The organism is Oerskovia turbata (genome assembly GCF_000718325.1).
Classification (GTDB): Bacteria; Actinomycetota; Actinomycetes; order Actinomycetales; family Cellulomonadaceae; genus Oerskovia; species Oerskovia turbata.
In genome coordinates, this window is the sequence record NZ_JOFV01000002.1 from 308,995 (window position 1) to 333,080 (window position 24,086).

At 72.5% G+C, this 24,086-nt stretch carries 26 protein-coding genes and 1 tRNA gene; 16 read left to right on the top strand and 11 right to left on the bottom strand.

Annotated features, from left to right (window positions below):
- Positions 1-52: 52 nt before the first annotated feature.
- Together IE95_RS0102875 and IE95_RS0102880 are read left to right on the top strand one after the other, a co-directional pair.
- Positions 53-922 carry a LysR family transcriptional regulator ArgP gene (locus IE95_RS0102875; protein WP_030150125.1) on the top strand — a complete coding sequence of 290 codons (870 nt, stop codon included), beginning with the start codon at positions 53-55 and terminating at the stop codon, positions 920-922.
- A 170-nt stretch (positions 923-1,092) separates the two neighbouring features.
- Positions 1,093-2,247: a class I SAM-dependent methyltransferase gene (locus tag IE95_RS0102880; protein ID WP_051702655.1), complete on the top strand. Its 1,155-nt coding sequence runs from the start codon at positions 1,093-1,095 to the stop codon at positions 2,245-2,247.
- Between the two features lie 40 nt (positions 2,248-2,287).
- Here IE95_RS0102880 and IE95_RS0102885 read toward each other — a convergent pair whose 3' ends face one another.
- Positions 2,288-2,692 carry an FKBP-type peptidyl-prolyl cis-trans isomerase gene (locus tag IE95_RS0102885; protein WP_030150127.1) on the bottom strand — a complete coding sequence of 135 codons (405 nt, stop codon included), beginning with the start codon at positions 2,690-2,692 and terminating at the stop codon, positions 2,288-2,290.
- A 210-nt stretch (positions 2,693-2,902) separates the two neighbouring features.
- On the opposite strand from IE95_RS0102885, the gene IE95_RS0102890 reads away from it, so the two are divergent.
- From IE95_RS0102890 to IE95_RS0102900, 3 genes are read left to right on the top strand one after another with little or no spacing between them, the layout of a single operon-like run.
- Positions 2,903-3,757 carry an alpha/beta fold hydrolase gene (locus IE95_RS0102890; protein ID WP_030150128.1) on the top strand — a complete coding sequence of 285 codons (855 nt, stop codon included), beginning with the start codon at positions 2,903-2,905 and terminating at the stop codon, positions 3,755-3,757.
- Positions 3,750-4,349, top strand: a complete 600-nt coding sequence (locus tag IE95_RS0102895; RefSeq protein WP_030150129.1) for a TetR/AcrR family transcriptional regulator — start codon at positions 3,750-3,752, stop codon at positions 4,347-4,349. The genes IE95_RS0102890 and IE95_RS0102895 overlap by 8 nt, the downstream gene beginning before the upstream one ends.
- A gap of 58 nt (positions 4,350-4,407) precedes the next feature.
- Positions 4,408-5,121, top strand: coding sequence for a hypothetical protein (locus tag IE95_RS0102900; protein WP_051702625.1), 714 nt, complete (start codon positions 4,408-4,410; stop codon positions 5,119-5,121).
- 173 nt (positions 5,122-5,294) lie between these two features.
- On the opposite strand, the gene IE95_RS0102905 is transcribed toward IE95_RS0102900, so the two are convergent.
- The 3 genes from IE95_RS0102905 to IE95_RS0102915 are packed head-to-tail and all read right to left on the bottom strand — an operon-like array spanning position 5,295 to position 8,129.
- Complete coding sequence (locus tag IE95_RS0102905; RefSeq protein ID WP_030150131.1) at positions 5,295-6,701, bottom strand: cystathionine beta-synthase; 1,407 nt, start codon at positions 6,699-6,701, stop codon at positions 5,295-5,297.
- Positions 6,702-6,708: 7 nt separating this feature from the next.
- Positions 6,709-7,200 (bottom strand): hypothetical protein, encoded by a 492-nt coding sequence (locus IE95_RS0102910; RefSeq protein ID WP_030150132.1) that lies wholly within the window; start codon positions 7,198-7,200, stop codon positions 6,709-6,711.
- A gap of 59 nt (positions 7,201-7,259) precedes the next feature.
- Positions 7,260-8,129: a Bax inhibitor-1/YccA family protein gene (locus IE95_RS0102915; protein ID WP_030150133.1), complete on the bottom strand. Its 870-nt coding sequence runs from the start codon at positions 8,127-8,129 to the stop codon at positions 7,260-7,262.
- Between the two features lie 286 nt (positions 8,130-8,415).
- Here IE95_RS0102915 and IE95_RS0102920 point away from each other — a divergent pair, with 286 nt between their 5' ends.
- The 5 genes from IE95_RS0102920 to IE95_RS0102945 all read left to right on the top strand — a co-directional run bounded on the left by IE95_RS0102920 (position 8,416) and on the right by IE95_RS0102945 (position 13,872).
- Positions 8,416-9,390 (top strand): ABC transporter ATP-binding protein, encoded by a 975-nt coding sequence (locus IE95_RS0102920; RefSeq protein ID WP_036570581.1) that lies wholly within the window; start codon positions 8,416-8,418, stop codon positions 9,388-9,390.
- Positions 9,387-10,235 carry an ABC transporter permease gene (locus IE95_RS0102925; RefSeq protein WP_030150135.1) on the top strand — a complete coding sequence of 283 codons (849 nt, stop codon included), beginning with the start codon at positions 9,387-9,389 and terminating at the stop codon, positions 10,233-10,235. Before IE95_RS0102920 ends, IE95_RS0102925 begins: the two co-directional genes overlap by 4 nt.
- A gap of 152 nt (positions 10,236-10,387) precedes the next feature.
- Entirely contained in the window at positions 10,388-11,737 is a 1,350-nt protein-coding gene (locus tag IE95_RS19390) for a sensor histidine kinase (protein WP_051702626.1), read from the top strand.
- Positions 11,738-11,787: 50 nt separating this feature from the next.
- Entirely contained in the window at positions 11,788-12,492 is a 705-nt protein-coding gene (locus tag IE95_RS0102935; protein WP_030150137.1) for a response regulator, read from the top strand.
- A gap of 102 nt (positions 12,493-12,594) precedes the next feature.
- Entirely contained in the window at positions 12,595-13,872 is a 1,278-nt protein-coding gene (locus tag IE95_RS0102945; protein ID WP_030150138.1) for an alpha/beta hydrolase family protein, read from the top strand.
- Between the two features lie 118 nt (positions 13,873-13,990).
- Here the strand turns inward: IE95_RS0102945 and IE95_RS0102950 are convergent, their stop codons facing one another.
- The gene (locus IE95_RS0102950) at positions 13,991-17,185 is read right to left on the bottom strand and encodes an efflux RND transporter permease subunit (protein WP_030150139.1); all 3,195 of its coding nucleotides are present in this window, start codon (positions 17,183-17,185) and stop codon (positions 13,991-13,993) included.
- A gap of 157 nt (positions 17,186-17,342) precedes the next feature.
- Between IE95_RS0102950 and IE95_RS19395 the strand changes: the two genes are divergently transcribed.
- The 5 genes from IE95_RS19395 (at position 17,343) to IE95_RS0102975 (ending at position 20,211) form a co-directional block, all read left to right on the top strand.
- Complete coding sequence (locus tag IE95_RS19395; protein WP_051702627.1) at positions 17,343-17,849, top strand: MarR family winged helix-turn-helix transcriptional regulator; 507 nt, start codon at positions 17,343-17,345, stop codon at positions 17,847-17,849.
- A gap of 150 nt (positions 17,850-17,999) precedes the next feature.
- Positions 18,000-18,629 carry an ArsR/SmtB family transcription factor gene (locus tag IE95_RS0102960; RefSeq protein ID WP_051702628.1) on the top strand — a complete coding sequence of 210 codons (630 nt, stop codon included), beginning with the start codon at positions 18,000-18,002 and terminating at the stop codon, positions 18,627-18,629.
- Positions 18,626-18,853: a hypothetical protein gene (locus IE95_RS0102965; protein ID WP_030150142.1), complete on the top strand. Its 228-nt coding sequence runs from the start codon at positions 18,626-18,628 to the stop codon at positions 18,851-18,853. Before IE95_RS0102960 ends, IE95_RS0102965 begins: the two co-directional genes overlap by 4 nt.
- Positions 18,854-18,970: 117 nt before the next feature.
- Positions 18,971-19,606 carry a ClpP family protease gene (locus tag IE95_RS0102970; RefSeq protein ID WP_030150143.1) on the top strand — a complete coding sequence of 212 codons (636 nt, stop codon included), beginning with the start codon at positions 18,971-18,973 and terminating at the stop codon, positions 19,604-19,606.
- Positions 19,606-20,211, top strand: a complete 606-nt coding sequence (locus tag IE95_RS0102975; protein ID WP_030150144.1) for an ATP-dependent Clp protease proteolytic subunit — start codon at positions 19,606-19,608, stop codon at positions 20,209-20,211. Before IE95_RS0102970 ends, IE95_RS0102975 begins: the two co-directional genes overlap by 1 nt.
- Before the next feature lie 67 nt (positions 20,212-20,278).
- Here the strand turns inward: IE95_RS0102975 and IE95_RS19400 are convergent, their stop codons facing one another.
- Together IE95_RS19400 and IE95_RS21230 are read right to left on the bottom strand one after the other, a co-directional pair.
- Positions 20,279-21,043: a DUF6882 domain-containing protein gene (locus IE95_RS19400; protein WP_051702629.1), complete on the bottom strand. Its 765-nt coding sequence runs from the start codon at positions 21,041-21,043 to the stop codon at positions 20,279-20,281.
- Between the two features lie 118 nt (positions 21,044-21,161).
- Entirely contained in the window at positions 21,162-21,587 is a 426-nt protein-coding gene (locus tag IE95_RS21230; protein WP_084689731.1) for a helix-turn-helix domain-containing protein, read from the bottom strand.
- 155 nt (positions 21,588-21,742) lie between these two features.
- Here IE95_RS21230 and IE95_RS0102990 point away from each other — a divergent pair, with 155 nt between their 5' ends.
- Positions 21,743-22,138 carry a VOC family protein gene (locus tag IE95_RS0102990; RefSeq protein WP_051702630.1) on the top strand — a complete coding sequence of 132 codons (396 nt, stop codon included), beginning with the start codon at positions 21,743-21,745 and terminating at the stop codon, positions 22,136-22,138.
- A 51-nt stretch (positions 22,139-22,189) separates the two neighbouring features.
- On the opposite strand, the gene IE95_RS0102995 is transcribed toward IE95_RS0102990, so the two are convergent.
- The 4 genes from IE95_RS0102995 to IE95_RS0103010 all read right to left on the bottom strand — a co-directional run bounded on the left by IE95_RS0102995 (position 22,190) and on the right by IE95_RS0103010 (position 24,041).
- Positions 22,190-22,435 (bottom strand): hypothetical protein, encoded by a 246-nt coding sequence (locus IE95_RS0102995; RefSeq protein WP_030150148.1) that lies wholly within the window; start codon positions 22,433-22,435, stop codon positions 22,190-22,192.
- A 234-nt stretch (positions 22,436-22,669) separates the two neighbouring features.
- Positions 22,670-23,053 (bottom strand): hypothetical protein, encoded by a 384-nt coding sequence (locus IE95_RS0103000; protein ID WP_030150149.1) that lies wholly within the window; start codon positions 23,051-23,053, stop codon positions 22,670-22,672.
- A complete protein-coding gene (locus IE95_RS0103005; protein ID WP_211249068.1) occupies positions 23,053-23,250 on the bottom strand; it encodes a type II toxin-antitoxin system HicA family toxin in 198 nt (65 codons plus the stop codon). The genes IE95_RS0103000 and IE95_RS0103005 overlap by 1 nt, the downstream gene beginning before the upstream one ends.
- 717 nt (positions 23,251-23,967) lie before the next feature.
- Positions 23,968-24,041 (bottom strand) — tRNA-Leu (locus IE95_RS0103010).
- Between the last annotated feature and the right edge of the window lie 45 nt (positions 24,042-24,086).

A 24,086-nucleotide genomic window follows, 5' to 3' on the forward strand; every position in this document is an offset into this window, starting at 1 on the left:
CGACCGGTGGTTCAGTACAGCGAATGATTCTGTCGAACCATAAGATCTGCTCATGGTGGACCTTCAGCCCGACCAGCTTCGCGCGCTCGAAGCGATCGCGACCACGGGCACGTTCGACGCCGCCGCGCAGCATCTGGGCGTGACCCCGTCGGCGGTCAGCCAGCGCATGCGAGCGCTCGAGACGGCCGTGGGTCAGGTGCTCGTGCGTCGCGGCCGGCCGGCGACGCTCACCGGCCCCGGCGAGGTGCTCGTCCGGCACGCGCGCCACCTCGCGCTCCAGCACGCCGAGGTCCTGGCCGAGCTCGACCTGACCTCGGGCAGCGCTCCCGAGCTCACGCTCGTCATCACGGGCGACGCCCTGACCACGTGGGCGCTGCCCGTGCTCGCCGAGGCGTCGTCGTGGGCGCGGCTCGAGATCCTGCGCGAGGACCAGGACCACTCGATCGACCTGCTGCGCGACGGGACGGCCGTCGCGGCGATCACGTCGGTGCCGACGGCCGTGCCCGGCTGCCGCTCGACGCCGCTCGGCCGCATGCGCTACCGCCCCATGGCGAGCCCCGCGTTCGTCGAGCGGTGGTTCCCGGGCGGTCCCACGACGGCTGCCCTCGCCGTCGCACCCGTGCTCGTCTTCGACCGCAAGGACGATCTCCAGGACCGCTACCTGGGCCGCCGACCGGGCGGCCCCCGTCACCACGTCCCGGCCTCGCACGAGTTCCTGCGCGCCGTCGAGCTCGGCATGGGCTGGGGCATGCTGCCCGACCTCCAGAGCCATGACGGCGAGGCCGCCGGACGGCTCGTCGGGTTCGACGACGCCGCGAGCCTGACCGTGCCGCAGTACTGGCAGCAGTGGCGCCTGCACTCGCCCACGCTCGACCGGGTGGCCGCCGTCGTGCGCGAGGCGGCGGCCACCCACCTGCGGTGACCTCGGCGCCCCCGCCCGGGGTCGTCCGAGCAGGGCAGACTTGTCCCGTGCCCCTTCTCCCCAGCGACGGCCCCCTGCCCGACGACGCCGCCCACCCCGACGCCTCGGCCGACCCTTCGCGCGCCGCCCGGGACCTCCTCCTCGCCGGGCTCGAGCGCTTCTCACCCGACGTGCACCCCGGCGCCGAACAGCGCACCGGCACCCGCACAGGCAGCACCACGCGCGACCCCGACCCGACGCTCGTCGCGGTCGACGCGACCGACCGCCTGCTCCTCGACGAGGCCGCGAGCGCCCTCGCGGCGGCCGGACCGGGCGAGGTCGTCGTGATCGACGACCGGTTCGGGGCGCTGACGCTGGGCGCCGCGGTGGCGCACGGGCTGACCGGCATCCGCGTGCACCAGGACGCCGTCACGGGCGAGGTCGCGCTCGACCGGAACGCCCGGGAGGCCGCACGCCGTGCCTTCCAGGGGGTGGACGCCACGTTCACGCACCTGCCCCTGGGTGAGGACCTGCTGCGCGGCGCGCGCGTCGTGCTGCTCCAGCTCCCGCGCTCGCTCGCGGCGCTGCGCGACGTCGCGGAGCACGTCGCGCGCTTCGCGGCCCCTGACGTGGTCGTGCTCGCGGGGGGCCGGATCAAGCACATGACGACGGCCATGAACGACGTCCTGGCGGAGTCGTTCACGGACGTGCGGGCGAGCCTCGCACGGCAGAAGTCCCGCGTGCTCGTGGCTCGCGGTCCCCGGCCTGGTACCGACCTCACCTACCCGGTCACGGAGCACCTGGCCGACCTGGACCTCGACGTGGTCGCGCACGGCGCGGCGTTCGCGGGTGCGAGCCTCGACCTCGGGACGCGCTTCCTGCTGGGGTTCCTCGACCGGGTCTCGCCGGGGGCGCGTGACGCCGTGGACCTGGGCTGCGGCACGGGCATCCTCGCCGTGTCCTTCGCCCGCGCGCGGCAGGGCGCCGCGGTCGTCGCGACCGACCAGTCGGAGGCGGCCGTCCGCTCGGCCCACGCCACCGCGGTCGCGGCCAGCGTCGGTGACCGGGTCCGGGTGGTGCGCGACGACGTCGGGTCCTCGCTCGCGGACCGCAGCGCCGACGTCGTGCTGTGCAACCCGCCCTTCCACCAGGGCGCGGCCCTGAGCACCGATGCGGCGCACCGCATGTTCGCGGCCGCGGGCCGCGTGCTGCGCCCGGGAGGTGAGCTGTGGACCGTGTACAACTCGCACCTGCGCTACCGGCCCGCGCTCGAGCGCGCGGTCGGGCCCACGACGCAGGAGGGCCGGGACCCCAGGTTCACGGTGACGCGCAGCGTCGCCCGCTGAGACCCCGGGGCCCCGGCCCGTCAGGCGCGAGGGGTCGAGGTCACTGGACCCCGACGACGTCCACCACGAAGACCAGCGTGTCCGTGCCGCCGATGCCCGCCTGCGGGACGCCGCGCATGCCGTAGCCGTGCTCCGGCGGGATCGAGAGCAGGACGCGCGAGCCGACGTTCTGGCCCACGAGGCCCTTGTCCCAGCCGCCGATGACCGCGCCGGTCCCGATGGGGAAGCTGATGGTCTCTCCGCGGTCGTACGACGTGTCGAAGATGCCGCCGTCCCAGACCTGACCCAGGTAGTGCACGACGATCGTGCGGCCGGCCGTCACGACCGGGCCGCTGCCCTCCTCGAGGACCTGGACCTGGAGGCCGGCGGGAGCGCCACCCTCGGGGAACGTCAGGACCGGCTTGTCGCCGAACGAGCCGGACGCGGTGGGGAGCTGCGTGCTCATGGTGCTACCTCTCGGATGGAGTTGCGGGTTCGAGGACAAGCCTAAGCGCGCGGCGCCCGCACCCGCCCGCCCGCCGAGGGTGACCGCCCCACCCGCCGAGGGTGACGCTCCCACCCGCCGAGGGTGACGCTCCCACCCGCCGAGGGTGACGAGGACTCACGCTCCCCCACTCCTTGCCCTCCATTGGCTAATGGCATTAGCCTATAAGCTATGAACACTCTCCCCACCGTCGGACTCCTACCGCGCCCCGAGGGTCGGCTCGCGTACACCGTGACCGGCACCGGCCCTCTCGTCGTCGCCGTCCCCGGCATGGGCGACCTTCGCGCGACCTACCGCGACCTCGTTCCCCCGCTCGTCGAGGCCGGCTACCGCGTGGCCGTCATGGACCTGCGCGGTCACGGGGACAGCGACACGACCTTCCGCGCGCACGGCGACGTCGCGACCGCCCAGGACCTCCTGGCTCTCGTCGAGCACCTGGGCGGCCGGGCCGTGCTCGTCGGGAACTCGATGGGAGCCGGGGCCGTCGCGTGGGCGGCCGCCGAGGCACCCGACGCCGTCGCGGGCCTCGTCCTCCTCGGCCCCTTCCTGCGCGACCGGCCCACGGGACCCGCGAAGGCCGCCGCGAGCAGGCTGCTCTACCGCGTCGCGCTCGCCCGCCCGTGGGGCGCCTCCGCCTGGGCGGGCTTCTACTCGGTGCTGACCAAGGGCCGCAAGGCCCCCTGGCATGCCGAGCACGTCGCCGCGGTCCGCGCCTCGATGCGCGAGCCGGGCCGACTGCGGAGCTTCCGCGACCTGGCGCTGACCCTGACGCACGCGCCCGTCGAGGCGCGCCTCCCCGAGGTGCACGCGCCCGCGATCGCCTTCATGGGTTCGCTCGACCCCGACTTCACGGACCCGGCCGCCGAGCTCGCCTGGATCCAGGAGGCCGTCGGCGCCCAGGGGCATCTCCTCCCCGACGTCGGGCACTACCCGCAGCACCAGGCGCCCGACGTCGTCGTGCCCGCGACCCTCATGTTCCTCGCCGGCCTGCGCGCAGGGACCCAGGGCTGGACCGCCCGTGGCTAGGGCCGGGCTGAGCCGCGAGGGTGTCACGGCGCTCGCGCTGCGCGTGGTGGACGACGGCGGAGCGCAGGGGTTCGCCGACCTCACCCTCGCGAAGGTCGCGGCCGCGGCAGGGGTCGCGACCCCGAGCCTGTACAAGCACGTCGGCTCGCTCGCCGACCTGCGACGCGCGGTCGCGCTCGTCGCGGTGACCGACCTGACGCGCGCGACCGCGGCCGCGACGATCGGCCGCTCGGGGGCCGACGCGCTGTCCGCGCTCGCGTGGGCCGTCCGCGACTTCGCGCGCGAGCACCCGGGCCGGTACGCCGCGATCCAGCTCTCGCCCGACCTCGGCGCCGCCGACGACGACCCCCTCTCGCTCGCGGGCGCCGAGACGATCGCGGTGATCGTCGCGGTGCTGCGCGGCTTCGACCTCCCGGAGGTCAGCACGGTCGATGCGATCCGCGCCGTCCGGTCCGCGGTCCACGGGTTCGTCTCGCTCGAGCTCCAGGGTGGTTTCGGCCTGCCCGACGACGTCGACCACAGCTTCGAGGTCCTCGTCCGTCTGCTCGTGGCCGGGATCGAGGACCTCTCCAACGTGTCAGAACCAGCGTGACCCCCAGGCCTCGCTCGTTCTGACAAGAGCGGGCCGCACCCACCGAAGGAGAGTCGCCGTGAACGCACCGTCGATCGACCGGACCCACCCCGACCTGGGTCTCGTCCGTCCCCGTACCGGAGCCGTCCTGCTCGCGGTCGCGGGCGTCGTCTTCCTCGTCTTCCCGCTCCTGCGCCCGTGGGTCCCCGAGGACGTCACCACCCCCGAGCTCGCGGCAGCGTTCGCCTCGGGACGCTGGATCGCGGCGCACCTGTGCGGCGCGGCCGGGTTCTGGCTGCTTCCCGCCGCGTTCCTCGGGCTGCACGAACGGCTCGCCGGGACTCGGGGCCAGGCTCCGGCGTCGGGCGCGGTCGTCACGGGCTGGCTCGGTGCCGGGCTCGTCCTGCCGTACTTCGGTGCGGAGGTCTTCGGGGTCCACGCGATCGCGCGCAACGCGGTGACGACGGGGTCCCTCGACTTCCTGACGACGATCGACGCGGTCCGGATGCAGCCCGTCGCGATGACGCTGTTCGGTCTGGGCCTGCTCGCCGTGGGCGCGAGCGGCCTGCTCGCCGCCGTGGCGGTGTGGCGCGGCGGGTTGGTTCCACGATGGCCCGGGATCCCGCTCGCCACGGGCATGGTGCTCTATCTGCCGCAGTTCTTCACGCCACCGGCAGGGCGGATCGCGCACGGGGTGCTCCTGGCGGTGGGCTGCTGGCTCGTGGCGTGGGCCCTCTCCTCGAGTGCCGAGGGTGACCTGGATCGGCCGGCGACGCCCGTTCGCCGAGGGTGACCGCCATCCATGCCGAGGGCGACGTCCGATGTCACCCTCGGCGGACGGTGCCGTCACCCTCGGCGGGCGTGTGCGTCACCCTCGACGGGCGGGTGCGTCACCCTCGGCACGCGTGTGCGTCACCCTCGGCGGGCGGGTGCGTCACCCTCGGCGGGTCGGCGGACCAGCCGGCGTCAGTGCGCCAGGAAGCCCAGCAGGTCGTGGCGCGTGAGCACCCCGACCGGGTCGCCGTCGTCGATCACGAGCAGCGCGTCGGCGTCGTGCAGCGCGGCCCGGATCGCCGCGATCCCCTCCCCTGCGCCGATGAGCGGGAAGCGCGGCTCCATGTGCTTGTCCACGCGGTCGGCGAGCGAGGCCCGCCCGGAGAAGACGGCGTCGAGCAGCGCCCGCTCGCTCACTGCCCCGGCGACCTCGCCGATCTTGACGGGCGGTTCGGCCCCGACGACGGGCATCTGCGAGACGCCGTACTCGCGCAGGATCTCGATCGCGTCGCGCACGGTCTCGCCCGGGTGGGTGTGGACGAGGCTGGGCAGCTGCCCGCTCTTGGAGCGCAGCATGTCGCCCGCGGTCACGCCCTCCTCGGCGTCGAGGAACCCGTAGGACCGCATCCAGGAGTCGTTGAAGATCTTGGAGAGGTAGCCGCGCCCGCCGTCGGGCAGGATCACGACGATCACGGCGCGCGCCGCGGCCTCGGGGTCCTCGTCCTGGAGCCGGCGGGCCAGGCGCAGCGCGGCGACGACCGCCATGCCGCACGAGCCGCCGACGAGCAGGCCCTCCTCGCGGGCGAGGCGGCGGGTCATCTCGAACGAGTCGGCGTCGCTCACCGCGATGATCTCGTCGGGCACGGTCGGGTCGTAGGCGGCGGGCCAGAAGTCCTCGCCCACACCCTCGACCAGGTAGGGACGCCCGTCGCCACCCGAGTAGACGGACCCGGCGGGGTCGGCTCCGACGACGTGCACCCGTCCACCAGCCTCAGCCGGACGCGAGGCCGAGGCGTCCTTGAGGTACCGCCCGGTCCCGGTGATGGTGCCGCCGGTCCCGACCCCTGCGACGAGGTGCGTGACGCGGCCGTCGGTGTCGGCCCAGATCTCGGGGCCGGTGCTCTCGTAGTGGGACGCGGGACCGTGGGGGTTGGCGTACTGGTTGGGCTTCCACGCCCCGGGGATCTCGGCGACCAGCCGGTCCGAGACCGAGTAGTAGGAGTCGGGGTGGTCGGGGGCCACGGCCGTCGGGGTCACGACGACGCGCGCCCCGTAGGCGGTCAGGACGTCGCGCTTGTCCTGGCTCACCTTGTCGGGGCAGACGAACACGCAGTCGTACCCCTTGCGCTGGGCCACGAGCGCGAGCCCGACCCCGGTGTTCCCCGAGGTCGGCTCGACGATGGTGCCGCCGGGCGCGAGCTCTCCGGAGGCCTCGGCCGCCTCGATCATCGTGAGCGCGATGCGGTCCTTCACGGACCCGCCCGGGTTGAGGTACTCGACCTTGGCGAGGATCGTCGCGGAGAGGCCGTCGGTCACCGATCCGAGCCGGACCAGGGGTGTCCCGCCGACGAGGTCGGAGATGTGGTGTGCGAACTTCATGCACCGATCATGCGCTGCCGAGGGCCATTCCGCCGAGCACGGCGCACAGTGCGACGCTCACGCCGACGATCACGACGAGCAGCGGGCGGTCCGCGGCGTCGCGTGCGAAGTACCGCCCGACGGCGGCGCTCAGCCCGCCCGCGACGGCCAGGTACAGCACCGACGCCAGGGCGACGCCGCTCGTCGCGGTGCCCGGGTTCCCGGTCGTGGCGCTGAGCAGCGAGCCGAGCACCATGAAGCTCCAGATCCCGACGCCGACGAATCCGAGCGCGAAGAACAGTGTCGTGGCCTTGCGCTCGTCCCACTCGCGCGAGATGCGGTGCCCGAGCCAGGCGAGCACCGCCCCGGCCGTGAGGGTCACGAGCAGGATGACGACGGCGGAGACCGTGACCCACGCGACGGCGTTGGAGACGCCACGGCCGACCAGGAGACCGTAGGGGACCTGGAGGACGAGCAGCGTGAAGGCGGCCAGCGCGAGGCCGGCGGCAAAGACCGGCACCCGCGTCGGAACGGGTTCCGATGCGGGTGCCGGGGACTTCTTCCGGGCGTCGGCCAAGGTCAGTCGCTGCTCTGCAGGATCGCGAACAGGCGCAGGAACTCGAGGTACAGCCAGATGAGCGTGACCATGAGCCCGAACGCGGCCGACCAGGCGAACTTGGCGGGCACGCCGCCCTCGACGCCGCGCTTGATCGAGTCGAAGTCGACGATGAGCGAGGCGGCTGCGAGGCCGACGGCGACGAGGCCGACGATGATGCCGATCGTGCCACCCCGCGCACCCCAGCCGTCCAGCACGCCCGTCATGATGAGGACCATGTTGATGAGCGAGAAGGCGAGGTAGCCGACCATCGCGATGAGGAGCCAGCGCGTGAACTTGGGCGTGACCCGCACCTTGCCGGACTTGAAGAGGAACAGTGCGGCAGAGAACGTCACGACGGTCGCGAGCACGGCCTGGAGGACCACGCCGTCGAACCGCGCGTCGTAGTACGCGCTGATGCCGCCGAGGAACGCACCCTGCGCGATCGTGTAGGCCACGATGAGCGCGGGGCTCGGGTTCCGCTTGAACGCGTTGACCAGACCCAGGACGAGGCCGACGATCGCGCCGCCGATCCACAGGAACGGCATGGTGTCGACGAGCTGCCAGCTGCCCGCGCCGACGACGACGAGCAGGGCGAGGAGCCCACCGGTCTTGATGATGACGTCGTCGTACGTGAGGCGCTTGGTGTCCGCGGTGGTCGCGGTCGGCGCGTCGTACATGGCGTCGAGCGTCGCGGCGTCGGCGGTCTGCGCGCCGTAGCTGCCGTACTGCGCCTGCTGGGGCGGGGTGCCGTACGCGGGGTTCTGCTGGACGGTGCCCGCAGCCCCCTGGCCGGTGCGCGCGCGCTTCGGCTCGCCGAAGATGGCGCTGTTGTTGAAGACGGGGTTGCTCATGCTTCCTCCTGGTCGCGGCGTCCAGTGCCCTCTGTCGAGGCGGGTGTCGCTGGCCGTGTTTCCATCTTATGCAACGAGCGGGTTCGCGCCGGTGTTCCCGGGGGTTTCATCCGACTTTTCCCCCTGCCGCGGACCAAGATCGCTCGACCGGCCGACGGGCGTCATCCTTGCGGCGTACGGACCCGCGCCGAGAAGATCGGCCATGAGGGGGCATCGTTCGGCCGGCTCACCTCTCTAGGCTGGGGAGGTACCCAGCCACCATCCGCAACCCACCCGAGGGGCGAGCATGATCGAAGCACGAGGCCTGACCAAGCGGTACGGGCCCAAGACCGCTGTCGACGGGATCTCCTTCACCGTCCACCCTGGCCAGGTGACGGGCTTCCTGGGCCCGAACGGCGCCGGCAAGTCGACCACGATGCGCATGATCATGGGCCTGGACCGTCCCACGGGCGGTTCCGTGACGGTCAACGGCCAGCCGTACGCCGCGCACCGTTCGCCCCTGACCGAGGTCGGGGCACTTCTCGACGCGAAGGCCGTGCACACGGGCCGCAGCGCCTACAACCACCTCCTCGCGATGGCGGCCACGCACGGCATCCCGAAGACCCGCGTGCAGGAGGTCATCGAGATGACCGGCCTGCAGTCGGTCGCGAAGAAGCGCGTCGGCGGCTTCTCGCTGGGCATGGGCCAGCGACTGGGCATCGCGTCCGCGCTGCTGGGCGACCCCAAGACGCTGATCCTCGACGAGCCGGTCAACGGCCTGGACCCCGAGGGCGTCCTGTGGGTCCGCAACCTGGCGCGCTACCTCGCCTCGGAGGGCCGCACGGTCTTCCTGTCGAGCCACCTCATGAGCGAGGTCGCGCTGACCGCGGACCACATCATCGTGATCGGCAAGGGCCGCATCATCGCCGACGCCCCGGTCAAGGACATCGTCGACGGCGGCGCTCAGCACACGGTCCGTGTCCGGACACCGCAGGCCACGCAGCTCGCCGAGCTGCTGACGCGTGACGGTGCGACGGTCACGTCCGACGAGCCGAGCCTGCTCCAGATCACGGGGGCCGAGGCCGCCGGGATCGGCGAGCTCGCCGCCGCCTCGGGCATCGTCCTGCACGAGCTCACGCCCGTGACCTCGACCCTGGAGGAGGCGTACATGCTCCTCACGGCGGACTCGGTCGAGTACCAGACCGAGTCCGCGAAGCAGCACGTGGGCCACGGCGTCGACTCTCCGGCCGACGCCCCGATCTCCGAAGGAGCCAAGCGATGACCGCCGCCACCGTCTCTCCAGCACGCCCGACGGCGCAGCGCGCGTCGTCCTCCCGTCTCACCTTCGGCGGGGTCCTGAAGTCGGAGTGGATCAAGTTCCGCTCGCTGCGTTCGACGTGGTGGACCATCGGGGCGACCGTCGTCGTCATGGTGCTGTTCAGCCTGACCATGGCGGCCTCGCTGAACTTCGCGGCGAGCGAGCCCGAGATGGCTGCCGAGATGGGCAACGTCTCGACCGTGCAGGCGCTGGTGCTGGGCTACGTGTTCGCCCAGCTCGCGGTCGCGGTCCTGGGGGCGCTCATCATCACCGGTGAGTACTCGACGGGCATGATCCGCTCGACCCTGAGCGCCGTGCCGACCCGGCTGCCCGCGCTGGCCGCCAAGGCGGCCATCATCGGTGTGGTGACGTTCGTGGTGGGGCTGATCGGGATCGCCCTGTCCTACCTGGCGACGGCGCCGATGCTCTCGGGCAACGACCTGGTCCCGGACCTCGGCGACCAGACGGTCCAGCGCGTGATCCTCGCGTGCGCCGGGTATCTCGCCCTCGTCGCGTTGATCGCGGTCGGCGTCGGCACGATCATGCGGCACTCGGCCGGGAGCATCTTCACGCTCGTGGCACTGCTGTTCGTGCTCCCGCTCGTCGCGAGCTTCCTGAGCCAGGACTGGGTGCAGGACGTCGCGAAGTTCCTGCCGATGAACCTCGGCACGGCCATGATGGCGGTCACCGAGGCCGACACCGGTGGCGTCGACGTCCTCACCCCGGTCGGGGCGACCGTCGCGATGGTGATCTGGGCCGTGGTGTCCCTCGTCGCAGCGGCCGTCGTCCTCAAGCGTCGGGACGCCTGACCATCTCACGCACCGCGCACAGCCCGGCGCCGGACCACGAGACCCGTGGTCCGGCGTCGGGCGCTGTGCGTCCTGAGGGGGGCGACGCCCCGGGTGACGCCGGTGGCTCTGCGGCCACGGCTCCCCGGAAGCCCCGGCCCGGCAGCGCCGCGGTGTTCACCGAGCTCGACGCGCGCAGGCTCGGGCCGGTGCGCCGGTACTTCGTGCGCCACCCGGTCGTCATGGACTGGTTCGTCGCGGCCTGGTTCGCGGTCCCTGGCCTGCTGGTGGCGCTGCTGTCCCCGGAGCCGCGCTACGGCGTCGCGGTCGCGACCCTGGCGGGTGGCGCGGTACTGCTGTGGCGGCGCCGCTACCCGCTGTGGACCGCCGCGGCGATCGGGGCCCTCGCGATCCTGACGCTCGCGCTGACGGGTGACTCCGCGGGCTTCGAGCTGGCCACCGCGTTCGCGGTCTACGCCGTCGCGACGACGTACCGTCCGGCCGTGGCGTGGAGCGCGCTGGGTGTGCTGGTCCTGACGGTGTGCACCGCGGAGATGCTCTGGTACGACTTCACGGTGAGCGACACGGGCGCGATGGTGCGTGCGGACGTCGGGAGCGGCGAGCTCACGGGGCAACGTGTCGCCACGATCGCGATCACGATCACATTCGCCCTGCTGGGCATAGCGATCGGGTCGAGCGTGCGCGGTCGTCGCCTGCACGTCGCCGACCTCGTGGGCCGCGCGAACGCGATCGCGCGCGACCGCGACCAGCAGGCGCAGCTCGCGGCCGCGGCCGAGCGTGCACGGATCTCGCGCGAGATGCACGACGTCGTCGCGCACTCCCTGACCGTCATGGTCGCGCTCGCGGACGGCGCCAAGGCGCTCGGTGCGAAGGACCCCGAGCTCGCGGGCCAGGCCCTCGACGAGCTCACCGAGACGGGGCGCGCGGCCCTGGCCGACATGCGTCGCGTCCTGGGGGTCCTGCGCGATCCCGACGGCACGGTCGCCCCGCTGACCCCGACCGCGGACGTGCCGAGCATGGAGGACATCGCCGAGCGGTTCCGGCACGCGGGCCTGCCGGTGCGCCTGGTGCGCGTGGGCGTCCAGCCCGACCCGGACCCGGGGTTGCGCCAGGCGGCGCACCGGATCGTGCAGGAGTCCTTGACGAACGTCCTGCGGTACGCGCCGCTGACCCCCGTGGTCGTGGTCGAGATTGCGCGGCGTGACGCGGGCACGCCCGACGGTGGAGACTGGCTCGAGATCACGGTCACGAACAAGGCGGGACGTGCCCCGGGCGGCACGGCCCGCGACGGGGCGGACGCCCGCCCGCTGCCTCCGGGCATCACGGGCGACCAGCCCATCGGCACAGGGAGAGGGATCATCGGGATGCGTGAACGTGCGGCCGTCTACGGGGGCACGGTCACGGCCGGGCCCACGAGCTCGGGGTGGGAGGTCGTCGCGAGGCTGCGCCTCGACGGCGCCACGCAGCCCAGGCCCGACGGCGTGGCCGGGGTCGCGCTGTGACCGCCCCCTTCCCGGAGGCGACGCCGGGCGACGCGGCCGGTCACGAGACCGTGCCCCACAGCGCCGCCCGCCCGGTCCGGGTGCTGCTCGTCGACGACCAGTCGCTGCTGCGCATGGGTTTCCGCATGATCCTCGCGGCCGAGGACGACATCGAGGTCGTGGGCGAGGCGAGCGACGGTGAGACCGCGTTCGCGCAGGCCACGGCTCTGCGTCCCGACGTGATCCTCATGGACGTGCGCATGCCGGGCGTCAACGGAATCGACGCGACCGAGCGGATCGTGTCCGCGCTGCCTGCGAGCCGGGTCATCATCCTCACGACGTTCGACCTCGACGAGTACGCGTTCGCGGCGTTGCGCGTGGGTGCGAGCGGGTTCCTGCTCAAGGACGCCCGCCCGGCCGACCTGGTCGGGGCGATCCGCAACGTCGCGAGCGGCGACGCGGCCGTCTCGCCGCGCGTCACGCGCCGCATGCTCGAGATGTTCGCGGGCTACCTGCCGGAGGACCCGCGGTCGCAGGGGGCGGCGCCCGGCCACGGGGTCGACGACCCCCGGCTGCGCGAGCTCACGGCCCGCGAGCTCGAGGTCTTCGCGGCGCTCGGCGAGGGGCTGTCCAACGCCGAGATCGCGGCACGGTTCGTGGTCTCGGAGGCCACGGTCAAGACGCACGTCGGGCGTGTGCTCGGCAAGCTCGGGCTCCGGGACCGGGTCCAGGCCGTGGTGCTGGCCTACGAGACGGGCGTGGCGCGCCCGAGCTGAGCGGCGTCGTCGGGCCTCGAGTGGTGCGGGGCGGCGTGCGCGGGCATGGTCGTGGAGGGGAGCGTCTCGGCTCCGTCGTCCACGACGCGGGAGGCAGCCACCATGTCCGTCCACCACGACCCGTTCTCCGCCGGCTTCGCCGGCGACCACGGGCGCGACTACGAGATCCGCACCGTCCTGGGGAGCGCGTACAGCCGCGCGGCGGACGTGGGCGAGGTCCTCGCGGCCGTCGAGCACGTGCACGACAAGGACCATCAGGGCTGGTTCGACGCGTGGCACGCGCTCGGGGACCGCGTGGCCCAGGCCGCCGCCGACGCCGCGGCGGCCGGGCACGGGACGAGCGCCGCCGCGGCGTACCTGCGGGCGTCCACGTACTACGCGGCCGCGGTCAACGCGGTCGCCGCGCTCGAGGACGAGAGCCTGCTCGTGCCCGCGTTCCGCAAGCACCGCACCGCGTGGGACCGGTGGGTCGACGCGAGCGGGCTCGTCGTCGAGCGTGTCGCGGTCCCGTACGAGGGGACGACCCTGCCGGGGTACTTCTTCAGCGCGTCCGACGCTGCGTCGACCGCGGCGATCGCCGCGGACCCGGGACAGGTCCGTCCGCGGTCGACGATCGTCGCGGTCAACGGGTCGGACGGCTCGCTGACGTCGATGTGGACCGCGTGCGTCGCGGGCGCGCTGCGCCGGGGGTACCACGCGTTCGTGTTCGACGGCCCCGGGCAGCAGTCGATGCTGTTCGAGCACGGCGTGCCCTTCCGGCCCGACTTCGAGGCCGTGCTGACTCCTGTGCTCGACACGCTCGTGGGACGCCCGGACGTCGACGAGGGACAGGTCGTGGTCTACGGGTCGAGCCAGGCCGGGTACTGGGTGTCCCGCGCGCTCGCGTTCGAGCACCGACCGGCCGCGGCGGTCGTCGACCCGGGCGTCGTCGACGTCTCGGCCTCGTGGACCCGTTCCATGCCCAAGAGCCTGCTCACGCTGCTGCAGGAGGGCAAGGACCACGCGTTCGACCGCGACATGGACCTGGGCCTGCGCCTGTCGAAGGCCACCGCGGCGACGTGGCGCTTCCGCGCCCGCCCCTACGGCGTCGAGGGCTACGCGGCGACTCTCCGCGAGGTCCAGAGATACGACGCGCGGGACGTCGTCGCGCAGATCACCACTCCGCTGCTCGTCACGTCGCCCGAGGGCGAGCAGTTCTGGCCGGGCCAGTCCGAGGAGCTCGCACGGCTCACGCCCGACGTGTCGACCCTGGTGCGGTTCACCGCCGCCGAGGGCGCGAACCTCCACTGCCAGCCCCTCGGGCGCGCCCTGACCGAGCAGCGCGTGTTCGACTGGCTCGACGAGACGCTCGCGCCGCGGCTCCTCGGCGACGACGGCTGAGGCGTCGTCCCCGGGTGAGCGACGTCGTCGGACGTCGGGCCTGCGCGCCTTCCCCGGACGGAGGAGGCCCGCCCGTTCGTCGAACGGGCGGGCCTCTCGCGTCCCGGTACGGGTCGGGTCAGCCGCGCGCGGCAGGCTCCGCCGACCTGTCCGCGGCGTGCCGGCCCACGAGCTCGGCGGCCTTCGCCTCGTGCTTCGCCTCGCGACGTGCCGCGCGCTTCTCCCCTGCACGCTCGGCGAGCGTGTAGAGCACGGGCACCACGACGAGCGTGAGCAGCGTCGAGGACAGGAGGCCGCCGATCACGACGAGCGCGAGCGGCTGCGAGATGAACGAGCCGCCGCCCGTGATCCCGATCGCCATGGGCGTGAGCGCGAAGATCGTCGCCGCGGCCGTCATGACGATGGGTCGCAGTCGCTTGCGCGATCCCTCCATGACGGCCTCGTCCAGCCCGCGTCCCTGCTCGCGGTACTGGTTGATGAGGTCGATCAGGACGATCGCGTTCGAGACCACGATCCCCACCAGCATGAGCATCCCGATCAGTGCCGGCACCCCGAGCGGCGTACCGGTCGCGAGCAGCAGGAGCAGCGCTCCCGTCGCGGCGAACGGGATCGACACGAGCAGGATGAACGGCTGGAGCAGGCTGCGGAACGTCGCGACCATGACGAGGTAGACGATCGCGATCGCGACCAGGAGCGCGAGGCCCAGGTCGGCGAACGCGTCGGCCTGCTGGGTCGCGACGCCGCCGAGCTCGACGGTCGCGCCGCCCGGCAGCTCGAGGTCGTCGATCGCGGCCGTGAGCACGGTCGTGAGCGTGCCGAGGTCCTGACCGGCGGGCGTGACCGCGATGGTCGCGCTGCGCTCGCCGTTGACGCGCGTGATCGAGGTGGGCACCTCGACCTCCTCGACGCTCGCGATCTGCGTGAGCGGGACGACGCCCGCGGCCGTGGGCACGACGAGCGCCTGGAGCTCGTCGACCGTCGCGGGCGCCTGCCCGACGGCGACGCGCACCTGCACGGGTCCGTCACCGAGGTTCACGGTGCCCACCGGCGAGGGCGACATGAGGCCCGCGACGGTCCCCGCGACCTGGGTCTCGGTGAGCCCGACGGCGGCTGCCGCGTCCCGGTCGACCGTCACCTGGATCGTGGACTGGGCGCTCGCGAGGTTGTTGGTGACCTCAGAGGCTCCCTCGGTGTCCTCGGCGACCTGCTGGACCTGGTCGGCCGCGGCGGCGAGCGTCTCGGTGTCGGGGGCGCGCACCACGAGGTCGACGGTCGAGCTGCCGAACGCGGCGTCGGCGCCGGCGACCGTGATGCCCTCGGAGTTCTCGCCGCCGAGGTCCGCGACCGCGTCCCGGACCTGCTGCTGCGCCTCGACGCCGTCGGCGTCCGCATCGAGCGTGAGCGAGAACGTGGCCTGGGGCGAACCGCCGCCGCCGAAGAACGCGGCCTCGGGGCCGCCCGCCGAGCCCACGGTCGTCTGGACCGTGTCGACCACGTCGAGGCCCAGGAGCACGTCCTCGACCTCGCGCGCCGCGGTGTCCTGCGTCGTGAGCGACGTACCGGGTGCGAAGGTCTCGGTGACCGTCAGGGTGTCCTGGCCCGAGTCGCCCAGGAAGTTGGTCTCGAGGCGCGGCACGAGCGCGACCGTGCCCGCGAGGACCGCGAACGCGACGGTCAGGGTGATCACGGGGTGGCGCAGCGCGGCGCGCAGCGTCGGCAGGTAGCCGCGCTGCCACAGCCCGCGGCGCTCCTTGGCCTCGGCCGCCTCGCGCGCCTGCTCGGCGACGATGCGGGCCTGCTCGGGGTCCGCCGGGACGACGGGGGCCTTGATGAACCAGTAGGCCAGCACGGGCACGATCGTCAGGGCGACGAACAGCGACGCCGCCATGGCGATCGCGACGGTCATGGCGAACGGGCGGAACAGCTCGCCGACCATGCCGCCGACCAGCGCGATGGGCAGGAAGACCGCGACGGTGCAGACCGTCGAGGCCGTGATGGCGCCGCCGACCTCCTTGACCGCCTTGAGGATCGCGGCGGTCTTCTGCTCGCCGTAGGACAGGTGACGCTTGATGTTCTCGATGACGACGATCGAGTCGTCGACCACGCGCCCGATCGCGACCGTCATGGCCCCGAGCGTGAGGATGTTCAGGGTGTAGCCGGTCGCGTTCATGACGATGAACGTCACGAACAGGGAGAGCGGGATCGAGACGGCCGAGACGAGGGTCGAGCGCAGCGACGTGAGGAACAGCAGGATCACGACGACCGCGAAGACCAGGCCGAGCATGCCCTCGGTCGCGAGGCCCTCGATGGACTCCTCGATGAACGGCGCCTGGTCGAACACGACCTCGACGCGCACGTCCTTGGCCTCGAGCGCGCCGTCCATGTCCTCGATCGCGCTCTGGACGGCGTGCGAGACCTCGACGGTGTTGCCCGCCGGGGTCTTGGTGATCGCGACCGCGAGCGCGGGCTCGCCGTCGAGTCGCGAGAAGGAGGTCGCGGGCTGCGGGGCCACGGTCACCGTCGCGACGTCGCCGAGGGTCACGGGTGCCGTACCGGGTGCGGCTGCGGGGGGTGCGGCGACGAGCGGGAGGTTGATCAGGTCGTCGGTGCTCGTGACGGCCGTGCCGACCTGGACGGACAGCGTGCGGTCGCCCGCGGCGACCGTGCCCGCGGGGATCACGACGCCGTTGTCCTGGAGGATCGTGGTGACCTGGGCCGGGCTGAGCCCTGCCGCGGCGAGGGCCGCGACGTCGAGGTCGATCGTGACCTGCTGGTCGGCGATGCCGCTGACCGCGACGCTGCGCACGTCGGCGACCTCTTCGAGGGCGGGCACGACGACGTTGTCGACCGTCTCCGCGAGCGCGGCTTCGTCAGCTCCGCCCGAGACCGCGAGCTGGACGACGGGGAGGTCGTCGACCGAGCCGGTCACGACGGTCGGGTCGACGTCGGCGGGCAGCTGGCTGCTCACGCGAGTGACCGCGGTCTGGAGCTGCTGCGCCGCGAGGTCCATGTCGGTGCCGTACGTGAACTGCACGGTCGTCACCGACATGCCGGTCGACGAGCTCGACGTGACGTCCTCGACGCCGTCGACCCCGCGCACGGCGGTCTCGAGCGGGGCGGTGACCTGCTGCTCGACGATCGCGGGAGCGGATCCGGGGTACGCGGCGACGACGGCGGCGGTGGGGATCTGCAGGCTCGGGATGAGCTCCTGCTTGAGCGATCCCATGCTGACGACGCCGAACACGGCGATCGCGATCGTGGCGAGCGCGACGACGGCGCGGTTCGCCAACGATGTTCGGGCGAGACGGAACACGGGGCCTCCAGGGCACGGTGGATGGTCACGACGTCGTCGTCGCAGAGTCGTTAGCCTAACGCTAAGCAAAACCGGAGAGTTCCCGCGTCTCGCGGAACGATCCGGTCCACCCAGGCGCCTCGGGAGGCGCCGAGAACCCCTCCGATAGAGTCTCGCCGTGACATCGGACCCCCCTGGCGATCGCGCCCGGCTCCAGCGCGAGCTGATCGACGCGCAGCACGCCCTCCAGGAGCTCGTGCTCGCACGGCGCCTCGAACCGCTCATGCGCACCCGCCTGACCGCTCAGCAGATGCGCGCCCTGGGGATCCTCCTCATCGACGGCGAGCGCAGCACGGCCCACCTGGGCGACGTCCTGGGCGTCAGCCCCGCCACGATCTCGGGAATCGTCGACCGGCTCGAGGCCGCAGGCATGGCCTCCCGGCGCCCCGACCCCGAGGACGGCCGCGTCCGGCTCGTCGCCGCGACCGAGCGCGGGGCCGAGGCCGTGCGCAGCATCGTCGCGAGCGACGCACCTGCCGGACCCGAGACGCTCGAACGCCTCACGCTCGACGAGCTCGAAGGACTCCGGCTCGGGCTCGCGGGGCTGCTGCGGGTCGTGCGCGAGAGCGGCGACGAGGTCGAGGGCGCCGCGGGCGGGCCGAGCCCGGACCAGGGCGAGAGGTAGGCAGGGGCGCGCGACGCCGTCGGGCCCGGACCCCCGCACGACGACGCCGCGCGCCGCCCGCTCAGACACCACCCAAGCCAAACAGGTTTCCAAAGAACTCGTTGCAAAGAAACCCTTGCAAAGGGATCTCTGCATCACTACGGTGGTGCCATGCCCACGAACCACGACCCCGAGCAGGCACCCGGCACCCGCACCCAGCGGACCGTCGGCCCCGCCGCCCTCAAGGCGCTCTCACACCCCCTGCGGATCCAGATCCTCGACCTGCTGGGTCACCACAGCGCCCTCACCGCGAGCGGTCTCGCCGAGCTGCTCGGCGAGACGAGCGGCGCCACGAGCTACCACCTGCGCCAGCTCGAGCGCCACGGGTTCGTCCAGGACGTCCCAGGCCGCGGCACCGCGCGCGAGCGGTGGTGGGAGAGGGCACCCGGCGGATTCATGATCGAGCTGCCCGACGGCGAGGCCGAGGCCGGAGACGGCACCCTCACCGCGACGGTCACCGTCAACCGCGAGTTCGAAGCCATGCGTCAGCGCAAGATCATGGACTTCCTCGACGGCGCCCGCTCCCTCGACCGGGCCTGGCTCGAGTCCGGCGCGACGCTCGCCACGATCAACATGTGGCTCACCCAGGAACAGCTCGCAGAGGTGCAGGCCGAGTGGCAGCGCTTCAGCGAGACCGTCCTCGACCGGTTCGCCGGCCAGCAGGACACCCCCGGGGCCCGCCCCGTCCAGGTCCACTTCAACGCGTTCCCCCTGATCAACGGCAAGGAGAACCCCTCATGAGCACCTACGCCCCGACCCGGCCAGACCTCCACGGACCGTCCCTGCGCGCCCTGCGCCCGAGCGACCGGTTCCTCGTCGCCGCAGGCACCCGGCTCGCGACGTGGGGTGAGCAGCGAGCCGCCTCGCACGCGCTGCGGACCGCCCGGCGTGCCGGGCTCGACGCCGCCGCCGAGGACCGCGCCCGCCTCGCCGCCCGCCTGCACTCGGGCCGCCCGATCGCCTGACCCGCGCTCGCGGTCCGTCACCGCGCCCGACCACGGCGAAGCAGCCGTCTGCCCTCGGCAGATCCGCCCCGGGCAGATACCGGCGCCCCGGCCCCTCACCGGGAGCAGGGTCGAGGCATGACGAACCAGACACCGCTCCCGCGGTCCGAGGCGGCCCCGCCGCCCACCACCCCGTTCGACGACCAGCTCGCGTCCCGCCTCCTGCACCAGCGCATCGTCGTCCTCGGCACGGCCGTCGACGACGCCGTCGCGAACCGCGTGTGCGCGCAGCTCCTCCTGCTCTCGGCCGAGGACCCACGCACCGACATCGCGCTCTACATCAACTCCCCCGGCGGCTCGGTGAGCGCGGGCCTCGCCATCTACGACACGATCCGGCTCGTCCCCAACGACGTCAGCACGCTCGCGATGGGCTTCGCCGCGAGCATGGGGCAGTTCCTGCTCTGCACCGGAACCGCCGACAAACGGTACTCGCTCCCCCACGCGCGCATCATGATGCACCAGCCCTCGGCCGGGATCGGTGGCACCGCGGTCGACATCGCGATCCAGGCCGAGAACCTCGAGTACACCAAGGGACTCCTGCACCGGCTCACGGCCGAGCACACGGGCCAGACCACCGAGACCGTGACCGCGGACAGCGACCGCGACCGCTGGTTCACAGCATCCCAGGCCCTCGCCTACGGCATGGTCGACCACGTCGTCACCTCGGTCGACGACGTCCGCCCCACCGCCCGCTCCCGGAAGGTCGGCCTCTGATGTCCGGCTACACGATCCCCACGGTCGTCGAGCGCACCCCGCTCGGCGAGCGCGCGTTCGACGTCTTCAGCCGCCTCCTGTCGGAGCGCATCGTCTTCCTCGGCACCGAGATCGACGACGGCGTCGCGAACGTCGTCATGGCCCAGCTCCTGCACCTCGAGTCGGACGCCCCCGACCAGGAGATCGGCCTCTACATCAACTCCCCCGGCGGCTCGATCACCGCGCTCATGGCCGTCTACGACACGCTCCAGTTCATCCGCTGCGACGTCTCGACGATCTGCATGGGCCAGGCCGCGTCGGCCGCCGCGGTGCTGCTCGCCGCGGGGACGCCCGGCAAGCGGTTCGTGCTCGAGCACTCGCGCGTCCTGCTGCACCAGCCCTCGGGCGGCGCCGAGGGCACCATCTCCGACCTGACGCTCCAGGCCCAGGAGATCCTGCGCCTGCGGGAGGAGACCGAGCTCGTCCTGGCCCGGCACACGGGCCAGACCGTCGAGCGGCTGCGCGCCGACACCGACCGCGACCGCATCTTCACCGCGCACCAGGCCGTGGAGTACGGGCTCGCCGACGCGGTCGTGACCTCGCGCAAGCTGGCCGTGGCCGCATAGGTCAGCGGCGCCGTCGGGCCTTCTCCTGCCCGACGGCGCCGCCCACCTCCCGCGCCCGGGTCGCCCGCTACTTCTTGCGGCCGAACCAGCCGCGACGCTCAGGCCGCGCAGGTGCGGGCGGCGGCGCAGGGACCGGCTCGGGAGCACCCGCGAGCGACCCCGACACGTCCCTCAGACGCCCCCGCTCGTCGAACGACACCGTCACCTCGCCGTCGCTCACCCCCAGGAGCGCCGTCTGCTCGTCCTGCCAGCGGAGGTCGAGCCCGCGCAGGACCGCATAAGCCCGCACGGCACGGCGGTGATCCGCCACGACCGTGCTGCCGATCCCCTCCGGGACCACGCGCACGACCCGCGCGACCGTCGCGGGCGGCAGCTCGAACCGCGGGTGCGTCACGAGGAACCACGCGCACGTGCCACCACCCGTCGGACCCGCGAAGTGCGTGAAGTGCCCCGTCACCGCCTTGGCCGCGAGCGCGAGCCGGTACGGGACGGCGTCCGTCAGGAGGATCTCCGGCGTGCTCAGCTCGAAGATGCCGCCCGTCACCCCACGCTGGTGCACGTGCTCGGCCGCCGCGACGACACCCTCCGAGAAGTGGTTCACGTTGTGCCAGCCCCACAACCAGCTCTGCGTCTCAGGAGCCGCCGTCCCCAGGAAGTGCGCCCCGCACACGAGCGGGATCTCGCTGTGGAACGTGACCGTGCCCGCCTCCAGGTCCGCGTCCCACGCCGACTCCCCACCCAGGTCGGCGAAGTGCGCCTGATGCTCGGCGGACAGGATCACGGCGCGATCGACCAGGTCCTGGAGGGTCGGGGCCGGGTTCGTCTGCGACATCCGTTCAGCACACCACCGACCGACGCGCGGCGCGCGGCGAAACGGACACATTGCTGCCGCTCGCGCGGGGATTCACCCTGGGCGGAACCCGGGGCCGGACCCGGAGCGCGCCGGCTGCTCAGGCGGCGCGCAGCAGGACCGTCGTCGAGGGCGCGGCCACGCGCGGAGGCTCGCTACGTCGTCGGGCCTGGCGCAACGCGTGGAGCTCGCGCACGGCCCGCGGCTGCGAGGAGAGGCTGCGCCGCTCGGCGCCCGCCCGGCGGCTGGCCTCCGCGTCGAACTCGTCCTGGCTGCGCGCCAGGAGGTCCACCACGCGCAGGCCGAGAGCACGGCAGATCGCGGCCAGGACCTCGGACGACGCCTCCTTGCGGCCACGCTCGACCTCCGAGAGGTACGCCGTCGAGACCTGCGCCGCGAGCGCGACGTCGAGCAGCGTGCGCGCCTGCTCGGTGCGCTCGGCCCGCAGGATCCCGCCGACGACGTGCCGCAGCAACGGCTCGGCGGTCCGGCGCTCGAAGAGCACCACCTGGCCTGCGGCTGCCATCGCGTGCTCCCTCTTCGCGGGTCGTGGGGCGCGGGTGCGCCGTCCCCTCAACCTAGCGGCGGCTGCCGCCGCGCACGCCCCCGCAGGAGGCGCGTCTGCTGCTGGCGTAACGTGGGAACGGCCCCGAGGAGACCATCGCGAGAGGCGGCCCACCGATGTTCCGCACGCTCTTCCCCATCCTCACCACGACAGACCTCGACCGGTCGCTCGGCTTCTACCGCGACCTCCTGCGCGGCACCGTGACCTACCAGTTCCCCGACGCCGGACCACCCGTCTACGTGTCGGTCGCCGTGGGCGACGCGTCGCTCGGGATCGGGGTCGACCGCGAGAGCACCGACGTCGGGCACGCGCACCTGTGGGTCACGGTCGACGACTGCGACCAGGCCGTCTCCCACCTGGCCGCGGCCGGGGTCGTCGTGGTCTCCCCGCCCGCCGACCAGCCCTGGGGAGAGCGCGTCGCGCGCGTGCTCGACCCCGACGGGAACCAGGTGTCGATCGGACAGGAGGCGGGCGAGGCGCCGGAGCCGGACGGGCCGACGGGGTTGTCGTAGTGCCCTCTGGGGTACGTAGACGACGGCAAGGCGGCGCTCCAGCCGATGCAGCTAGCCCGGTGAGCCCTTGACCCGGCACCGGACGATCCAGGCGAGGTGAACCGCCGCGATGACGCCTACGGAGCCGAGCGCCACGAACCAGTAGGCCCAGGGTTTGGCCGTGATCAGGACCGCTACCGCGAAGGCGATGGTGGCCCAGAGCACGTATGACCACAGACTTCCGCGCGAGGTCGAGGCCGGGGCCGCCTCCGGCTCTCCCCGATAGTCGTCCGGGTCGACCGGCAGCATCTTCTTCACATGAGTCCGTTTCGGGTCGCTCCACCGCATGGGACCGCTGCAGTGGTGTGCATACGTTTGCACCGACCCACGGGGATGTCCAGCCGCCGTAGACCGAGGTGAAGAGTCTCTTTGACGAGATGCTCGCGGCCATCGGTCGGGAGATGGCCCCAACCGGAACGGCCCCGCTCCCGCCCTAGCAGCAACCCTCACCCCGGGCGAGGGCCCCATCACAGTCGAAGCCTAGTTCTGGCACTAGCTGGAGGCGAGCAGCTGGGCGACGCGCTGGTGCGAGACCCCAAGGATGCTCCCGATGTCGCGCATGGCGAGCTCGGCCGACGCGAGCTCACGAGCGAGCTCGCGAGCCTCGGCCGACGCCTGACGCTCGAGGCGAGCAGCCTCGGCGCGTTCGTCGCGGATCTTGCTGAGCGCCTCGGCGACGTCGACATCTCCGACGGCGGTCACGGCGACCGCGACCGCGACGTCGTCGAGGGGGACGTCGAGGGTGACGGCGATGAGCTCGCGCGCCATCTCCTCGACGTCACCGAGGCGACGGGCCTGGGTGAGCCCGTCGATCTCGGGGACCTCGATCATCCACCAGCGGCCCTCTCGCCGGGCCCGGGCGGTGTAGGTGCCCATCACTCCTCCTCCTGGTTCATGGCCTTCAAGATCTTCCGGTAGACCCCGGGGCTGATCTCCTTGTGACCGTCCGGCACGGTGACCGAGCGGCTACCGTCTGCCGACTTCCACGTCGAGTGGCTTCCGACCGTGCGGCCGCGGTACCAGCCCGCACGGGTCAGCATCTTCACGACGTCCTTGGTCTTCTGCTCACTCACCACGAGTTTAGTCTATACCGACTAGACATATCTTGTCTAGTCGGTATAGACAAAGCGCCGTCGAACGTGTATTCGATACTGGACACATGTGCGACGACCTCGACAGGGACCTCGCGCGACGCGCGTCGCAGTCGTGGGACGCGCATCGCGACGACTGGCAGGCGGTCCTCAACGCCCGCCCGATACCGCCTCTGCGTGTCCAGTCGATCGCGCGCGACCTGATCCGGTCACGGCCCGCATCGTGTGAGAGCGCGACGGCGTCGAGCTCGTCGAGACGGCCGCGACCGGGTGGACGCCGCGCCTGGTGCTCATCCTGATGTCCGACCGGCGGACACGAACCCGTGGTGCCTGGCTCGATCCCGCGGGCGTCAGACGCAGACCTTGCAAGTATCCCCATGACGCTGATCGAAGACCTCGGGATGACGGGCTACCGCACGCAGAACAGGCCTGAGGGCTTCCACTGTGCTGCGGACGTTGAGCGTGTACGCCCTACGCCCTCCCCGCCTACGACGACGCGTGGGTCACGCTGCACGCCGACCTGCCCGACGGCTGGCGTGTCCTGTGGGTCTGGAGCGCGTGAACAGAGGCCGCAGGACGGGCACCGACCACCTCGTTCATGACGGTCGATGTCGATGAGACTCCGCCTCATGTTGACGAGTGTCGTCGAGAGATCGAAGGGCTCCGTCCTGGCGCGTCTCTGACCTGCACCGATGGGGGTGCCCCCACTGGGACTCGAACCCAGACTGCGCCGATTTTAAGTCGGATGCCTCTGCCGATTGGGCTATGGGGGCCGGGGGTGAGGATATCCCGGCCGAGGACGCGCCGACAGGCGGGAC